This window comes from Streptomyces sp. NPDC096136, from assembly GCF_044763325.1.
In the GTDB taxonomy this organism is placed as follows: domain Bacteria; phylum Actinomycetota; class Actinomycetes; order Streptomycetales; family Streptomycetaceae; genus Streptomyces.
On sequence record NZ_JBIWFZ010000002.1, the window covers coordinates 449,917 to 465,322 of the forward strand.

Here is a 15,406-nt window from a genome sequence, read left to right on the forward strand (position 1 = left end):
CGTCCGTAGGGGCCCCGCCGAAGCCCGGGCCCGGCGCCGGGGTTCGGCGGCGGGTTTCAGCGGCGGGGGGACGCCGGGCGGGAGGTGGCGCTCGGGCCGTAGCGGTCGTAGTAGTCCTGGAGCAGGCCGGACTCCTCCAGGACGGCGTCGGCCCAGGCCCGGTCCAGTCCGGGCGGGGCGGGCCGGGTGGCGACGGCGCAGGCGCCGGTGAGCATCCCCGCGTAGACGAGGTCCGAGTGGAGGTTGCTGATGCTGTCCGTCTCGTGGAAGTTGACCGGCCGTCCGCCGGCGAGCACGGTGACGTCGACCCCGCCGGGCAGGACGTGGGTGCGGGATGAGGGGCGCGTCACGGGGTCCCCGTCGGCCAGGGCCTCCAGGGCGGGCAGGTCGAACTCGATGTCCCGGCTGCTGACACTGGCCAGGTAGGCCGGGCGCCGCAGGGAGCGGAACTCCCGGGTGGACATGCTGGTGCGGCCGGTGACGCCGAGGACGAGCAGCGGCTCGTGCCGGTCGAGCAGGGTGGGGAGGTCCCGGTCGGTGACGTAGCCGCTCTCGTGGGCGTCGATGAGCCGGAGGATGTCGGCGTCGTGGACGGCGACCCGCATGCGGCGCTGGGTCAGCAGGGCCGCGATGTGGGCGCCCACGTTGCCGTAGCCGACGACCAGCGCGGGCTGGCCCTCGATCTTCAGGGCGGGCAGCAGTTCCAGGGCCGTGGCGACGGCCTTCTCGGCGATCCAGTACGACTCGATGCGCCCCTTGAGGCGGGACTGGGCGACCGAGAACACCGGGAACGGCAGCTCCTGTTCGCGGCCCTCCAGCTTGTAGATCCCGGACATGGTCTGCTCCACCACCCCCGCCCACCGGCCCGCCCCGTCCGGCGCGGGTGCGCCGGCGGGGGCCGCGTCCAGCAGGGCGGGGGCCACGTAGCCGCCGTCGTCCAGGGCCAGGCAGCGCAGCCCCATCCGGCGGGCCCGGCGGGTGTGCTCGCGCACGGCCGCCGGGTCCCCGGCGTCGACGACGCGCACCCCCTGTTCGACGAGGTGGCCGTGGACGCGGTGGCGCCACTGGTACGCGTAGTCCTTGCGCAGGACCGTCATCGCGTCGAGCGGAGCGCCCAGTTCGGCGAGGCAGCCGACGAGGTGGACGAGGTCGGTCAGGAAGTGCCCGGTGACCAGGACCGCGAAGCCCGCGAGGGGCTTTCCGCCGCGCAGGCGCCGGACGGCGGCGCTCATCAGCGGCAGCTCCCCCGCGATGCGCACCACCTCGTGCGCGGAGAGTGCCTGGCGGTGCCATATCTCGGCCCAGCGCTCCAGTGAGGCCGACCCGGGCGCGGCGCCTCGTCCCGAGAGGCGCAGGTTCAGGCGCAGCAGGGGCGACCCGGCCCCGTCGCGGCGCATCTCCGTGGAGACGTACATCGCCGCGTGCAGGCCCGGTTCGAGGCGGGTGGTGAGTTCCCCGCCGGCCTGGGCGAGCACGGCGTCCGGCCCGGCGGCCTCGCACAGGCGGAGGGCGGCGCGGTGCAGGAGGCGCGGACCGTCCTCGGGGTCGCCGGCCACCTCGACCGCCGTCGCCGCGAAGGGGACCGGGCCGTCGGCCGGCCACCCGGCGCGGCGGTCCGGGCGCGGGGCGGTCAGGGTATTCGATTCTCGGTCCACTGGAATTCCCATCCGTTCCGCCCGGCTCGCGCGCACATGAGTTTCCGACAAGGGGATCGTCCGCCGATTTCCCGTGAATTCGGCGGGTTTTCACGGAGTGCCCTGCGCGGAGAATCGGTCAGCAGGTCACAGGAATGAGAATACGGTCATGCCGGAAATAGCCGCCGCATTACGGGTCGAATCATCCTCGAATCGCCCTGGAATCACGGCTCGGTCCCACCTGCCCGGCACATACTCGAGCGACCGATTCCCCATCCGAGGAGGCCCCGTGCCCACGGCACACGACTGGATCGACGCCCTCGGCCTGGAACCGCACGTGGAAGGCGGGTACTTCAGGCGGACCTTCCAGGCGGACCACCGCCCCCCGATCGCGACCGACCGGGGGGACCGCTTCACCCTGACGTCGATCCACTACCTGCTCACCCGGGAGTCGCCGGTCGGGCACTGGCACCTCAACCGGTCCGACATCCTGCATTTCCACCACCACGGCGATCCGATCACCTACCACCTGCTGCATCCGGACGGCCGGTACGCGACCGCCGTCCTCGGCCAGGACCCGGGGCGGGGCGAGGTGCTCACCCTGGCCGTTCCCGGGGGCGTCTGGAAGGCCTCCCACCTCACCGCCGGCGACCACGGCCTGATCAGCGAGGCCGTCTCGCCCGGGTTCGACTTCGCCGACATGACCCTGGGCCGGCCCGACGAGCTCCTGGCCCTGTTCCCGGACCACGAGGACCTGGTGCGCCGGTACTGCCGCCGCCCCGACGGCCCGGACGCCCCCGCCGGGTGAGGCCGCGCGGGGGGGGGCGGGGACGGGGATCGGGAAGGGCGGCGGACACGGGGGTGCACAGTCGTTTACCCTGAGGGTGAACAACTGTGCACCCCTTGGTGTCCCGCTCTCCACCGTCTGGAGCCGCATGCCCTCCGCGATACCCGCCACCGGCCGGCCCTCCCCGCACGCCCGGTTCGTCGTACCCGTCCTCGCCTTCTGCGGCATGGTCGTGGCCGTCATGCAGACCCTCGTGGTCCCGCTGCTGCCGCACGTCCCCGCGCTGACGGGCGCGAGCCCGGGGGCCGCCGGCTGGCTGGTGACCATCACCCTCCTCACCGGCGCGGTCTTCACCCCGGTGCTCGGGCGCGTCGGGGACATGTACGGGAAGCGGCGCGTCCTGCTGGCCTCGCTCGGCGTCCTCACCCTCGGCTCCGTGCTGTGCGCGGTCAGCTCCGACATCGGCGTGCTGATCGCCGGCCGGGCCCTGCAGGGCGCCGCCCTCGCGGTGATCCCGCTGGGCATCAGCATCATCCGCGACGAGCTGCCCGCCGACCGGGTGCTGCCCTCGATCGCCCTCATGAGCTCGACGCTCGGCATCGGGGCGGCGATCGGCCTGCCGGTGGCCGCGGTGGTCATGGAGAACTTCGACTGGCACACCATGTTCTGGGCCTCCGCCGCGCTCGGCCTGATCGACCTGCTCCTGGTGCTGTGGATCGTCCCGGAGTCCCCCGTGCGCTCCCCCGGCCGCTTCGACCTCCCCGGAACCCTCGGCCTGGCCGGCTTCCTCGTCGGACTGCTGCTCGCCATCACGCAGGGAGCGGACTGGGGCTGGACCTCCGGGCGCACGCTCGGCCTGCTCGGCGCGTCCGTCGCCCTGGGCCTGATCTGGGGCCGGTACGAGCTGCGCACCCGCTCCCCCATGGTCGACCTGCGGGTCTCGGCGCGACCCGCGGTGCTGCTGACCAACGTCGCGGCCCTCCTCATCGGCTTCGCCTTCTACGCGAACTCCCTCGTCACGGGCCAGATGGTGCAGGAGCCCACCAGCACGGGGTACGGGCTCGGCGCCTCCATCGTGGTGAGCGGCCTGTGCCTGCTGCCCGGGGGCCTCGCGATGGTCGCCCTCTCCCCCGTCTCCGCGCGGATCTCCGCCGCGTACGGGCCCCGCACAGCCCTCGCGCTCGCCGCCGTCGTCATGGCCGTCGGCTACGTGGTCCGCTTCTACACCAGCCACAGCCTCTGGCTGATCGTGGCCGGAGCCACCGTCGTCTCCTCGGGCACGGCCATCGCCTACTCGGCCCTGCCCGCCCTCGTCATGCGGGCCGTGCCGGTGGGCGAGACGGCCGCGGCCAACGGTCTGAACACCCTGATGCGCTCCGTCGGACAGGCCTGCTGCAGCGCCGTCGTCGCCGCCGTGCTGGCCCATCTGACGTTCACCGCCGAAGGCCGCACCGCCCCGACCCTCCACGCGTACCTGCTGATCTTCCTCATCGCGGCCGGGGCGGCGCTCGCCGCCCTCGCCGCCACCCTCCTCCTGCCGTCGGACCGGCCTCGCGACCGGACCGCCGGGGGCGCTACGGTCACGGTGTCGACGTCCGTGACAGCCGCCCGGGAGAGCGCATGAGCACCACCGACGGATCCGCCACCGCGCGGGCCGCCACCGCCGAGGGCGAGGCGGGCGCGGGGAGCGGACGGGACGCCATCGTGCGGGCCGCACGCCGGGCGTTCACCCTGCGCCCGTACGCCGAGGTCACCATGCGCGGGATCGCCGCCGCCGCCGGGGTGAGCCCCTCGCTGATCGTGAAGCGGTTCGGCAGCAAGGAGGCCCTGTTCAACACGGTCGCCGATTTCGGTGCGGCGGCCGACGCGCTGTTCGCGGCCCCGCCGGCGCGGCTCGGGCGGCACCTGGTCCTGACGATGGTCGAACTGCGGGACCGCTTCGGCGGGGACCCGCTGCTGCGGGTGGTGTTCTCCCTGGGCATCGAGGACGAACGCACCCTGCTGCGGGCGCGGTTCCGCGAGCAGGTCACCGACCGGCTGGCCGCCACCCTGGAGGGGCCGGACGCCGCGCTGCGGGCCGAGCTCATCGCCGGCCAGCTGCTCGGCCTCGGCGCCACCCTGAGCCTGCACCGCCCGGACGGCGCGGGCGCGCACACGGGCGCCGACCGCCTGGCCGACCTGTACGCCCCCGGCCTCCAGCGCCTCGTCGACGGCGCCTGACCCCCCGGCCGCCCTACGCCCCGAAGCCCGTGACCAGGGCGTGCGGCAGGTAGTCGGTGTCGACGGCCGGCAGCCAGCCGTGGGTGCGGTACGCGAGCGCGGCCAGGGCCAGCGGCAGGAGCGGGAGGAGGCTGCGCGGCCGGACGCGGGGGCCGGTCAGGGCGCTGTGGGGCGCCAGCAGCGCCGCCAGCCCGGAGTCGAAGGCCTCGCGCTCGCCGGCGGCCAGGGCGCGCAGGGCCCGCAGCCCCACGGCGTCGGCACGTTCGGGGGCGCCGCCGCTCTCCTCGGCCCAGCCGCGCATCCGCTCCAGCCCGGCGTCGAGGGCGGCGAGCTTCGCTTCGGCGGTCGGCGGATGGTCCTGGTCCTCGTCGCCCGTGTCCCCGATGACCTGCGCCATGAACCCCCTGACGAGCTCCGTGACCGGGTTGCCCCGGGCGTTCCCGTCCCACTCCTCGCGGGCGAAGTGGAAGGCCTCCCCGTGCTGGGCGACCTCGTCCGCGAGGATCGCCAGACAGAACGCGTCGATCCACTCCGAGGGGGTGACCCCGTCCAGCTCGTCGCGCTCGCCGCCGGGCCGGTAGCTCATCCCGAAGTTCACGTGCTCCAGGAAGACGTGGAAGGAGTCGTACGTGTTGTAGGCGGCGTACGATACCGCGCCGGCCGCCGCCGCGGCGGCGTCCTTCAGGACGGCCTCCGCCTCCGGTGTGTCGAGGGCGGGCGTCCCGACGGACAGGGCGCCGAGGTGGTCGAGGAGCTCCTCCGCGAGCAGCTGCCACTCGTACGTGGCCATCCGCCCCGCCCTCGACATCGTGCGGATCTCCCCGCCGATCCGGTCCTCGAAATCGTCGAGGGCCGCCGAAACCGCCGCTTCGCCCACCTGATGACGCTCTATCCGCACAGCCCACTCCTTGATCACTGAACTGGCCCCACCCTAGGCCCAGGCTCCGACACCGGACCGGGGCAGGGCGGCCGACGGGCAGTCAGGGGCCGTGCGGGGGCCGGGGCAGCGGGGGCAGGGACGGTTCGTCCAGCCAGGCCGCGCACAGACCGTCCGTCGGCCCGCTCGCGTAGCGGGCCGCGTGGGCGGTGAAGGCGGCCGTGGTCACCACGCCGTGGCGGTTCAGCGCGGCCCAGTCGCGCAGCATCCGGAAGAAGGCCTCGTCGCCCAGGGCGCAGCGCAGCGCGTGGAGGGTGAGTCCCCCGCGCTGGTAGAGGCGGTCGTCGAACATCAGCTTGCGGCCCGGGTCGGACAGCCTCAGGTCCTGCGGCCGGGAGGCGAGCAGCCGGTGCGCGGCGGCCGCCAGCGCCTGGGCCGTGCGGCCGCCGGAGCGTTCCGACCAGAGCCATTCGGCGTACTTGGCGAAGCCCTCGTTCAGCCAGATGTGCCGCCAGTCGGCGATGGTCACGCTGTTGCCGAACCACTGGTGGGCGAGTTCGTGGGCGATCAGCCGCTCCGAGCCGCGGGCGCCGTCCACGTGGTTGGCGCCGAAGGCGGACAGGCCCTGGGCCTCCACCGGGACGTCCAGCTCCTCGTCGGCGACGACGACCGTGTACTCGCCGAAGGGGTAGGGCCCGAACAGCTCCTCGAACAGGCGCATCATGGCGGGCTGGCGGGCGAAGTCGTGGGCGAACCGCGACAGCAGGTGCGCGGGCACGTGGGCGTTCTGGGGGACGCCGCCGGGGCCCGCGCCCTCCATCGGCACCGTCCGGTACAGGCCGACGGACAGGCCGACCAGGTAGCTGGAGGTGGGCGCGGACTGCTCGTACACCCAGGTGGTGGTGCTGGCCCTGGTGGTCCGCGTCAGGAGCCGGCCGCCGGCCGCCACGGTGTAGGCGGAGGGCGTGTTGAGCGAGATGTGGTAGGAGGCCTTGTCGGCGGGCCGGTCGTTGCACGGGTACCAGGAGGGGGCGCCGACGGGCTGGCTGGCGACCAGCGCGCCGTCGGTCAGCTCCTCCCAGCCGAGGCCTCCCCAGGGGCTGGGCACCGGCCTGGGGTTGCCCGCCCAGTGCACCTCCACGGTGAACGCGGCGCCGGGCGGCAGCGGTTTGGCCGGCCGGATGCGGAGCCGGCCCGCACGGTGGGTGTGGTGCGGGGCCCGGCCGTCGACCAGGACCCGGCCCACCTTGAACCCGGCCAGGTTGAGGAGGAACTCGGGCAGTGCCTCCGGTCCGGCGATCGCGCTGATCCGGGCCCGGCCGGTGAGCCGGTTGGGACCGGGCCGGTACTCCAGGGCGAGCTCGTACCGGTGCGCCCGGTAGCGCGCATCGCCGTTCTCCGGGAAGTACGGGTCCGGTGCCGCTGTCCGCTGACCGCTCACTGCCGTTTCCGCTCCCTGCGCCGTGCTCGTACGGGGTGCCGGCGGGCCGGCCCGCCCGCCGTGCCGGGGAACGCGGATCAGGAGCGCCACGCCTCGATCGGGTTGCCCAGCCAGCGGGTGTCGTCGGGGACGGACTCCCCGGCCATCACGAGGGAGGCGGGGCCCACCGTGCCGCGGGCCCCGACCGTGCTCCCGGGCAGGACGATCCCGCCCGGGCCCAGGGTGGCGCCCTCGCGCAGCACCACAGTATCCGTCCGCAGGATCCGGTCGTGGAAGAGATGCGTCTGCAACACGCAGCCCCGGTTGACGCTGGCCCCGTCGCCGAGCTCGACCAGGTCCGGCTCGGGAAGCCAGTGGCTCTCGCACCACGCCCCCCGCCCGATCCGGGCGCCGAGCCCGCGCAGCCACAGGGTGAGCAGCGGGGTGCCGGGCACCGAACCGGCCAGCCACGGCACGGCGAGGACCTCCGTGAAGGTGTCGGCCAGCTCGCCCCGCCACACGTAGGCGCTCCACAGGGGGTGCTCCCCCACCCGGTGGCGGCCCACCAGCAGCCATTTGGCGGCCACGCCGACCGCGCAGGCGGCCGCGCCGGCCGCGAGCAGGACCACGCCGGACAGCGCCGCGGCACCGGCCGGGCCCGGGCCGCCGGGGCCGGCCAGGGCGCAGAGCGCCGCCGCCGTCAGGACGGCCAGCGCGGCCGAGCAGAAGACGGGTAGGAGCCGGCAGAGCTCGACCAGGCCGCGCGCCCACAGCAGCCGCGCGGGCGGGTCGTAGGTACGGCTGTGGTCGGCGGCCGCCGCCGAACGCGGCAGCCGGACCGGGGGCAGGCCCAGGTAGGAGCCTCCCTTCTTGGCCTTCTTGGGCGTGGCGGACAGCACCCCGACCAGCCCGTCGTCGGGCACCGTGCGGCCGGGCGCTGTCATGCCGGAGTTGCCGAGGAACGCCCGGCGGCCGATCTGCGCCTGCCCGATCCGCACCCAGCCGCCGCCCAGTTCGCACGGGGCGGTCAGGGTGTCGTCGGCGAGGAACGCGCCGTCACCGACGGTGGTGAGGCTGGGCAGCCCGAGGACGGTGGAGACCTCCGCACGGCGGCCGACCCGCATGCCGAGCAGCCGCAGCCAGACGGGGGTGGCCAGCGCGGCGTACAGCGGGAAGAGCGTGTCGCGGGCCAGGTCCATGAGCTGGGTGACGGCCCAGGCCTGCCACCCGGTCCGGCTGTGGGTGGGATGGCTCCCGGTGCGCAGTCCGAGGCTGAGCGCCCGTACGCAGACCAGCACCAGCAGGGCGTACGTGAGCCCGTAGGCGAGCGCCCCCGGCACCACCGCGAGCAGCGCCCCCCGCAGGGCCCGGCCGGGGCCGGCGTCGGCGGGGACGAAGCGGGCCGCCACGCACAGGGCGGGCAGGGCGGCGACCAGGGGCAGGGCGGTCAGGCCCACGCCGGTCGCCCCGTACATCGCCCGCCACAGGAGCGGGCGCGGCGGACGCTGCGGGGGCCAGTCGTGCTTGGCCCGGCCGAGCCGGACGGCGGGGGCACCGGCCCACCGCTGGCCGGTCGGGACGTGGCCGACGACGGCGGAGCCGGGGGCCACCTCGGCCCGCTTGCCGACGCGCGCCCCGGGGAAGAGCAGGCTGCGGGTGCCGACGACCGCGCCCGCGCCGACCCTGACCGGGCCGATGACGAGCCGGTCCCCGTCCAGCCAGTGTCCGCAGAGGTCCACCTCGGCCTCTACGGCGCAGCCGCGGCCGAGCCGGAGCATGCCGGTGACGGGGGGCAGGGAGTGCAGGTCCACGTCGGGGCCGACCCTGGCCCCGAGGGCCCGCGCGTAGCGCTCCAGCCAGGCCCCGGTGAGCGAGGTGGCGCCGGCGCACTCGGCGAGCCGCTCGGCGGTCCACAGCCGCAGGTGCACGCCGCCGCCCCGCGGATGGCGCCCGGGGGTCACCCCGCGCAGCAGCAGGCGCGCGCCGCCCGCCGCGATCGCGAGGCGTCCGGGCGGGCTCAGCAGCAGCACCGCCCCGGCGGCGACGAGCCACCAGGACGCGGTCGGTGCCCACGGGTAGGGCCCGAGCCGGTGCAGGACGTTGCCCAGGGCGAACAGCACCACCGTCCAGCGCAGGCCGGCCAGGGTGAACAGCGGGAGGAGCAGCAGTGTCTGGAGGACGCGGGAGCGGAGCGTGACCGGCGTGACGGTCCGGGGCGCCTCGTCCTCCCGTACGGACTTCTCCAGCCGCCGGGCCAGTTTGCGCAGGACGGGCTGCTGGTAGACGTCGAGGACGGCCGCGCCGGGGTAGCGGGTGCGCAGCAGGGTGACGAGGCGGGCGGCGGCGAGGCTGCCGCCGCCGATGGCGAAGAAGTCGTCGTCGGCGCCGGTGACGGGCACGCCCAGGGCCTCGCTCCACTGCTCGGCGAGCCAGGCCTCGGTGCCGTGCAGTTCCCCGGCGGGCGGGGCGGTCCCGGCTCCGGGCAGGGGCCAGGGCAGGGCGTCGCGGTCCACCTTGCCGGAGGTGCGGGTCGGGAGGGCGTCGACGGGGGCGAGCAGCGGGACGAGCGCGGCGGGCAGCTCGGCGCGCAGCCGGGCGAGCGCGGCGGCGTGGTCCCAGCCGTCCTGGGTGACGAGGTAGCCGACGAGGAGCTGGTTGCCGCCGCGTGCGGTGCGTACGGCGGCGGCCGCGCCGGCGACGCCGGGCAGGGCCTGGAGGGCGGCGTCCACCTCGCCGAGTTCGATGCGGCGGCCGCCGAGCTTGACCTGTTCGTCGCCGCGGCCGAGGAAGACCAGGCCTTCCGGTTCGGCGCGGACGAGGTCGCCGCTGCGGTAGGCGCGCGGCCAGCCGAGGGACGGGAGCGGGGCGTACTTCTCGGCGTCCTTCCCGGGGTCGAGGTAGCGGGCGAGTCCGACGCCGCCGATCACCAGTTCGCCGCTGCCGCCCATCGGCACCGGCTCCCCGGCCCCGTCGACCACGGCGAGCTCCCAGCCGGCCAGCGGCAGGCCGATCCTGACCGGTTCCGCGCCGGTCAGGAGCGCGGCGCAGGCGACGACGGTGGCTTCGGTGGGGCCGTAGGTGTTCCAGACCTCGCGGCCCTCGGAGACCAGGCGCCGGCCGAGCTCGGGCGGGCAGGCCTCGCCGCCGAAGACCAGCAGCCGGACCTCGTCGAGGCTCTCGGGCTCCCAGAGCGCGGCCAGGGTCGGGACGGTGGAGACGACGGTGATCTCCTGGTCGACGAGCCAGGGGCCGAGGTCGGCTCCGGCGCGCACCTGGGAGCGGGGGACGGGGACGAGGCAGGCGCCGTGGCGCCAGGCCAGCCACATCTCCTCGCAGGAGGCGTCGAAGGCGACGGACAGCCCCGCCATGACGCGGTCGCCGGGGCCGATCGGCTCGTCGGCGAGGAACAGGGCGGCCTCGGCGTCGACGAAGGCGGCGGCGCTGCGGTGGGTGACGGCGACGCCCTTGGGCCGGCCGGTGGATCCGGAGGTGAAGATGATCCACGCGTCGTGCTCGGGTGCGGGCGGTGCGGAGCGGACCCGGCCGGGGGTGCGGGGGCCGGTGACCTCGATCCCGGGCCCGGCGCCGAGCACGGCCCGGACCCCGGCTTCGGAGAAGACGAGGTCCGCCCGCTCGTCGGGGTCCTCGGCGTCGACGGGCACGTAGGCGGCGCCGGCGGCGAGGACGGCGAGGATGGACACGTACAGGTCGTTGGTGCCGGACGGCACCCGTACGCCGACCCGGTCGCCGGGCCCGATCCCGCAGGCGGCGAGGACCCGCCGCCTGCGCTCGACCTCGGCGGCCAGGGCCCGGTAGGTGAGCCGGGCGGTGCCGTCGTCGAGCGCGGGCTCGTCGGGGTGGGCGCGCACGGTGGCCGCGAGGACGTCGACGAGGGTGCGGGCGGGGGCGGGGGGGCCGGCCGAGAACCGGGCGGACTTGCCGGTGTCCTCGTCGGGGTGCGGGCGGGGGCCGGGCGGATCGCCGCCGGGGCTGCGCGCCCCGTCCGCCGGCCGGTCCCCCTCCCGCTCCCCGTCGTCGTCGAGCAGATCGAGTTCACCGTGCCCCGGTGTGATTGCCATCGGCCCTCGCGTCTCGTTCCCGGTAGCGTCCGGAGCGCCGCCGGGCCCGGGCCTGCTTGGGTCGTGGCGTTCCGGCGCCGAACAACCCACCAGCCTAGTCCGGCGGTGGGGCGAATCGGGTCGAAGCGCCGCGCCTGGCCGGATCGCACCGCCCTTCGGGTGGTGGCCGGACGTGTCGGCGGGCGGCGCCGGTACGCGTTCGCGATGCTGGGCCGGGCGCGGCAGCAGGGCGACGGCCGGCCCTCCCGCACGGCGACAAGGAGAACGGCATGCCGACGGACTCGGTCGGACGGTTCCTGGCGGCTCTGGATCCCCGGCACCGGGAGGCCGTCGCGGACCGGTCGCGCGAGGAGCAGGAGCGGCTCGCGGCGGCCTGGGAGGAGGAGCTCGCGGCGGACGACGAGCTCGACACCCTCGACGAGCTGTCCCCTCCCGCGGCCGAGTCGGAGGCGGCCCGCCGCGTCATGGACCGCGAGTCCTGATCCCCGGTTCCCGCGGGGGCCCCGGGTCAGGGGCGGGCGGGCAGGCGGTGGAGGACGACCTCGCCGAGTGTGCCGCCGGCGGCGGTGAGGGTCAGGAAGGTGTGGTGCGGCTGCCGCCGGCGGTCGGTGGGCGATCCGGGGTTGAGCAGGCGCAGCCCGCCCGGGGCCGTGGAGTCCCAGGGGATGTGGCTGTGGCCGAAGACCAGGACGTCGGTGTCGGGGAACCGCTCGGCGCAGCGCCGCTCGCGGCCGGAGGCCGGGCCGGTCTCGTGGACGACGGCGAAGCGCAGGCCGCCCAGCTCTGCGCGGGCGATCTCGGGGAGGCGGCGGCGCAGGGCGGGGCCGTCGTTGTTGCCGTGGACGGCGATCAGCCGGCGGGAGCGCGATTCCAGCAGGTCGAGGGTGGCCTCGTCGGTCCAGTCGCCGGCGTGGACGACCGCGTCGGCGTGGTCGACGGCGGCCAGGAGTGCCTCCGGGAGCCGTTTCGCCCGTGTGGGGACGTGGGTGTCCGAGGTCAGCAGGATCCTCACGCGTCCACGGTACGCGCGCGGCGGGCGCGCACCCGCCGGCGGGGGAATCCGTCGGCGGGTGCGCGGCCGGGCCGGGCGGCCGTCAGCAGCCGAGGGTGACCTCGTGGACGACCGGCCTGGCGGGCCAGGGGAACGAGGCCACGCCGAAGGACGCGCGGACGGTCGACCCGCAGGGGACGGCCGCGGCCAGGGCGCGCACCTCGACGGTCGAGGAGGTGAAGACGACGGGCCGGTCCTGGGTGACGGGCGATCCGCTGCCGACGACCTCGACGGACAGCGTGGTGAACAGCTGCTTCGGCGCGGGGGCCGGGCTGCCCGGGGAGGGCGGGCCGGCGAGGCCGACGGTGCCGTAGAACTCGACGGTGGTGCCGGTGACCTCGGCGCACACCCTGGTGGCCAGACCCGCCTGGAGTCCGGAGCCGCCGCAGGAGGTGACGGTCTCGGCGGCGGCCGCGGGCGCGGCGGCGACGGCGGGCGCGGTCGCGAGGACGGTCAGGCCCACGGCGCCGGCGGCCAGAAGGGCTAAGCGGTTCATCGGGATTCTCCTCATCGGCGTGCGGATCACCGCCCGGTGGATGCCCCGGACGGGCTCTATGTCATGTGATATTTCACATCGTACAAGAAGCCGAGGTGATCACGAGCTGAACCGCTCCCGCCGGTGGCGTGACGCCTTCCCCCTTCCCCTGCGTCCGTTACGGCGTCCAGCGCGGGTCGCGGCCGCTCAGCCCGACCGTCCGGTCCAGCAGGGGGGCCTCGTCCGGTACGGGCACCACCCGCCCGAAGACGCCCCCGCCGTCACCGGCCTGCTCGGCGGCCGCCAGCAGGAAGCCGTGGGAGGCCCGGAGCGCGGCGGCGTCGGGGGCGTACTCCTGGCCGGTGGCCCGGGCCAGGTCCCAGCCGTGGACGACCAGTTCGTCCGCCGCGACGGCGGCCGCGACGGCACCGGGCAGGTCCACGCCGCCCGCGCGGGTCATCCCCGTCCAGGCGGCCGGGTCCCTCCAGGCCCCGGCCAGGTCGTCGAGCACCTTCGGGAGCCGTTCGCGCCAGTCGGCCGGCAGCCGGGGCGCCGCCGTCCCCGGCGGCGTGTCGGTGGTGGGGCCGAGGTCCTTGCGGGCGGCGTCGCGGAAGGCCACGGCCAGCCCCGCGAGGTGGCCCAGCAGGTCGCCGACCGCGTACGCGGGGCAGGGGGTGGGCCCGGCGAGCCCTGCGTCGGGCACACCGGACACGAGGCGGGCCACGACGGCCGCCTGGGGTCCGAGATCGAACGTGGTCGTGCCGGTCATCTGGCGCTCCCTCCGGAAGAAACGGGTCTGAAGGGTAGACCGGCGCCGGCGCCGGAACTCGTCGGACATGCCCGGGGCCGTCCGGAACGGCCTAGGATGCGGGCCGGGCGGGGTCGTAGCGCAGAGGTCGACGCGCGCGGTCTCCAAAACCGCGAGGACGCCGGTTCGACTCCGGTCGGCTCCGCCCGATCCCCCGCAGCCCGCGGAGCGCCTCATCCCGCCTGATCGGGCAGGGGCGCGGCGAGGCGGGCCAGTTCGGCCTCGGAGAGCGCGAGCCGGGAGGCACGGGCCGAGTCGGTGATCGAGGCCGGGCGGCTGGCTCCCGGGAGGGGGATGACGGCCGGGGAGCGGGAGAGGAGCCAGGCCAGGGCGACCTGCTGGACGGAGACGCCGCGTTCGGCCGCGACGCGGTGGAAGGCGGTGCCCGTGGAGGTCGCGCCGGAGGGGCCGTCCAGGGAGCTGCGGGAGATGCCGCCCAGGGGGCTCCAGGGGAGGAACGCCAGGCCCAGTTCGGCGGCCAGGCGCACCTGCGGCTCGCTGTCGCGGACGGCCGGAGAGTACTGGTTCTGCACGGAGGCGAGGCCGTCGCCGAGGATCTCGTGCGCCTCGCGGATCTGGACGGTGCTGACGTTGGAGATGCCGGCGGCGCGGATCGTGCCGGCGTCGAGGAGATCGCGCAGGGCGCCGACGGACTCCGCCCAGGGGACGGCCGGGTCCGGCTTGTGGAGCTGGTACAGGCCGATCGCCTCGACGCCCAGCCGCACCGCGGAGGCTTCGGCGGCGCGCTTGAGGTGTTCCGGGGTGCCGGTGACGGTCCAGCTTCCGTCGCCGGGGCGGCCCCGGCCGCCCTTGGTGGCGATCAGGACCCCGGAGGTGTCGCCTCCGTAGCGGGCCAGGGCGCGGGCGACGAGCCGTTCGTTGTGGCCCGCCTCGCCGGCGTGCCAGTGGTAGCTGTCGGCGGTGTCGATGAGCGTGACGCCGGCGTCGAGGGCCGCGTGGACGGTGGCGATCGCCCGGCTCTCGTCCGGGCGGTTCTCGATCGACAGCGGCATGGCGCCCAGGCCGATGGCGCCGACGGCGGTGTCTGCGAGGGTGCGGTACGGGTGCGGCATGGCGGTGCGTGTTCCTCAGTGGGTGGGGGCGGTGGCGGCTGCGGCGAGGGTCTCGGCGACGGCGCCGGGCAGCCAGTCGGCTGTACGGGAGAAGGTGAAGCCCAGGTCCTTCGCACGGGCGTTGCTCATGGCGTAGTGGCGGTCGAAGGAGAAGGGCGACGGCGTCTCGGTCGCGGCGGCCACCCGGTAGCGGGGCTCGCGGCCGACCTGCGCGGCCACGGCCGCGGCGACGGCGCGTCCGTCGAGCGGGCCGTCGGAGCAGGCGTTGAGCGGACCGCTGAAGTCCCCTTCGGTGGCCGCCCACAGCAACAGGTCCGCCAGTTCGCGGTAGTCGATGAACACCGTGGGCAGTTCGTCGGCGCGCACGGTGATCGCCTCGCCCCGGGAGACGCGCTCGGCGTAATGGGCCAGGCGGCCGGTGAACTCCTGGGCGCCGCCGCCGAGGACGTGCGCGCTGCGCACGGAGGCGAAGGTGAAGCCGCCGCAGCGGGCGAGGACGGCCTCCGCCTGGCGCTTGCCCTCGGCGTAGTGGGCCTCCAGGTAGGCCGCGTCGTGCCAGGGCAGCTCCGGGTCCACCGGCCAGGCGGCCGGGTCCACGTTCCCCTCCGGCACCGGGGTGTGCGCCGGTACGGCCGGCAGCGCGGCGGTCGCCGGATCGTAGACCTCGATGGTGGAGGTCATGACGTACCGGCGGGTGCGGCCGGCGAAGGCACGGGCGGCGATCGCCGCCTGCACGGGCGTGTAGCAGACCTGGTCGACGACCACGTCGAAGGTGCGGGAGCCGAGGGCGGCGACGAGGGCCGCCTCGTCGCCGCGGTCGACGACGAGGTGTTCCACACCGGCGGGCGGGCGGCTCGACCCGCGGTTGATCACGGTGACCTGGTGGCCGGCCGCCTGCAACCGCTGGACCAGGAGCTTTCCGAAGTACCGGCTTCCGCCGATGACGCAGATCCTTTGCATGCCCCCACTGTGGGGGCCCGCC

Annotated in this window: 13 protein-coding genes and 1 tRNA gene; 5 read left to right on the forward strand and 9 right to left on the reverse strand. The window is 75.6% G+C overall.

Going from position 1 to position 15,406, the window contains the following annotated elements; genetic code table 11:
* Positions 1-56: 56 nt before the first annotated feature.
* Positions 57-1,655, reverse strand: a complete 1,599-nt coding sequence (locus ACIRBY_RS05140; RefSeq protein ID WP_403896304.1) for a hypothetical protein — start codon at positions 1,653-1,655, stop codon at positions 57-59.
* A 268-nt stretch (positions 1,656-1,923) separates the two neighbouring features.
* Between ACIRBY_RS05140 and ACIRBY_RS05145 the strand changes: the two genes are divergently transcribed.
* The 3 genes from ACIRBY_RS05145 to ACIRBY_RS05155 all read left to right on the forward strand — a co-directional run bounded on the left by ACIRBY_RS05145 (position 1,924) and on the right by ACIRBY_RS05155 (position 4,641).
* Positions 1,924-2,442: a cupin domain-containing protein gene (locus tag ACIRBY_RS05145; protein ID WP_403896307.1), complete on the forward strand. Its 519-nt coding sequence runs from the start codon at positions 1,924-1,926 to the stop codon at positions 2,440-2,442.
* A 127-nt stretch (positions 2,443-2,569) separates the two neighbouring features.
* The gene (locus ACIRBY_RS05150; protein ID WP_403896309.1) at positions 2,570-4,045 is read left to right on the forward strand and encodes an MFS transporter; all 1,476 of its coding nucleotides are present in this window, start codon (positions 2,570-2,572) and stop codon (positions 4,043-4,045) included.
* The gene (locus ACIRBY_RS05155) at positions 4,042-4,641 is read left to right on the forward strand and encodes a TetR family transcriptional regulator (protein ID WP_403896312.1); all 600 of its coding nucleotides are present in this window, start codon (positions 4,042-4,044) and stop codon (positions 4,639-4,641) included. The genes ACIRBY_RS05150 and ACIRBY_RS05155 overlap by 4 nt, the downstream gene beginning before the upstream one ends.
* A gap of 13 nt (positions 4,642-4,654) precedes the next feature.
* Here ACIRBY_RS05155 and ACIRBY_RS05160 read toward each other — a convergent pair whose 3' ends face one another.
* The 3 genes from ACIRBY_RS05160 to ACIRBY_RS05170 form a co-directional block, all read right to left on the reverse strand.
* The gene (locus ACIRBY_RS05160; RefSeq protein WP_403896315.1) at positions 4,655-5,539 is read right to left on the reverse strand and encodes an Imm49 family immunity protein; all 885 of its coding nucleotides are present in this window, start codon (positions 5,537-5,539) and stop codon (positions 4,655-4,657) included.
* Between the two features lie 82 nt (positions 5,540-5,621).
* On the reverse strand, positions 5,622-6,959 hold the full coding sequence (locus ACIRBY_RS05165) for a M1 family metallopeptidase (protein ID WP_403896317.1): 1,338 nt from the start codon (positions 6,957-6,959) through the stop codon (positions 5,622-5,624).
* A gap of 77 nt (positions 6,960-7,036) precedes the next feature.
* Positions 7,037-11,017: a Pls/PosA family non-ribosomal peptide synthetase gene (locus ACIRBY_RS05170; RefSeq protein ID WP_403896320.1), complete on the reverse strand. Its 3,981-nt coding sequence runs from the start codon at positions 11,015-11,017 to the stop codon at positions 7,037-7,039.
* A gap of 269 nt (positions 11,018-11,286) precedes the next feature.
* Between ACIRBY_RS05170 and ACIRBY_RS05175 the strand changes: the two genes are divergently transcribed.
* Complete coding sequence (locus tag ACIRBY_RS05175; protein ID WP_390689855.1) at positions 11,287-11,499, forward strand: hypothetical protein; 213 nt, start codon at positions 11,287-11,289, stop codon at positions 11,497-11,499.
* A gap of 26 nt (positions 11,500-11,525) precedes the next feature.
* Here ACIRBY_RS05175 and ACIRBY_RS05180 read toward each other — a convergent pair whose 3' ends face one another.
* The 3 genes from ACIRBY_RS05180 to ACIRBY_RS05190 form a co-directional block, all read right to left on the reverse strand.
* Entirely contained in the window at positions 11,526-12,029 is a 504-nt protein-coding gene (locus tag ACIRBY_RS05180) for a metallophosphoesterase family protein (protein WP_403896323.1), read from the reverse strand.
* A gap of 82 nt (positions 12,030-12,111) precedes the next feature.
* Complete coding sequence (locus ACIRBY_RS05185) at positions 12,112-12,564, reverse strand: hypothetical protein (RefSeq protein ID WP_403896326.1); 453 nt, start codon at positions 12,562-12,564, stop codon at positions 12,112-12,114.
* Positions 12,565-12,721: 157 nt separating this feature from the next.
* On the reverse strand, positions 12,722-13,312 hold the full coding sequence (locus tag ACIRBY_RS05190) for a TIGR03086 family metal-binding protein (protein WP_403896329.1): 591 nt from the start codon (positions 13,310-13,312) through the stop codon (positions 12,722-12,724).
* A gap of 109 nt (positions 13,313-13,421) precedes the next feature.
* Here ACIRBY_RS05190 and ACIRBY_RS05195 point away from each other — a divergent pair.
* Positions 13,422-13,496 (forward strand) — tRNA-Trp (locus ACIRBY_RS05195).
* 28 nt (positions 13,497-13,524) lie between these two features.
* Here the strand turns inward: ACIRBY_RS05195 and ACIRBY_RS05200 are convergent.
* Together ACIRBY_RS05200 and ACIRBY_RS05205 are read right to left on the reverse strand one after the other, a co-directional pair.
* The gene (locus ACIRBY_RS05200; protein WP_403896332.1) at positions 13,525-14,424 is read right to left on the reverse strand and encodes an aldo/keto reductase; all 900 of its coding nucleotides are present in this window, start codon (positions 14,422-14,424) and stop codon (positions 13,525-13,527) included.
* A gap of 15 nt (positions 14,425-14,439) precedes the next feature.
* Positions 14,440-15,384: an NAD-dependent epimerase/dehydratase family protein gene (locus tag ACIRBY_RS05205; RefSeq protein WP_403896334.1), complete on the reverse strand. Its 945-nt coding sequence runs from the start codon at positions 15,382-15,384 to the stop codon at positions 14,440-14,442.
* Positions 15,385-15,406: the final 22 nt, after the last annotated feature.

Bases quoted from the DNA above. Each gene is read 5' to 3' on its own strand.
- ACIRBY_RS05150 (WP_403896309.1), top strand. From the start codon at position 2,570: ATGCCCTCCGCGATACCCGCCACCGGCCGGCCCTCCCCGCACGCCCGG.
- ACIRBY_RS05155 (WP_403896312.1), top strand. From the start codon at position 4,042: ATGAGCACCACCGACGGATCCGCCACCGCGCGGGCCGCCACCGCCGAG.
- ACIRBY_RS05170 (WP_403896320.1), bottom strand. From the start codon at position 11,017: ATGGCAATCACACCGGGGCACGGTGAACTCGATCTGCTCGACGACGAC.
- ACIRBY_RS05175 (WP_390689855.1), top strand. From the start codon at position 11,287: ATGCCGACGGACTCGGTCGGACGGTTCCTGGCGGCTCTGGATCCCCGG.
- ACIRBY_RS05185 (WP_403896326.1), bottom strand. From the start codon at position 12,564: ATGAACCGCTTAGCCCTTCTGGCCGCCGGCGCCGTGGGCCTGACCGTC.
- ACIRBY_RS05190 (WP_403896329.1), bottom strand. From the start codon at position 13,312: ATGACCGGCACGACCACGTTCGATCTCGGACCCCAGGCGGCCGTCGTG.
- ACIRBY_RS05200 (WP_403896332.1), bottom strand. From the start codon at position 14,424: ATGCCGCACCCGTACCGCACCCTCGCAGACACCGCCGTCGGCGCCATC.
- ACIRBY_RS05205 (WP_403896334.1), bottom strand. From the start codon at position 15,384: ATGCAAAGGATCTGCGTCATCGGCGGAAGCCGGTACTTCGGAAAGCTC.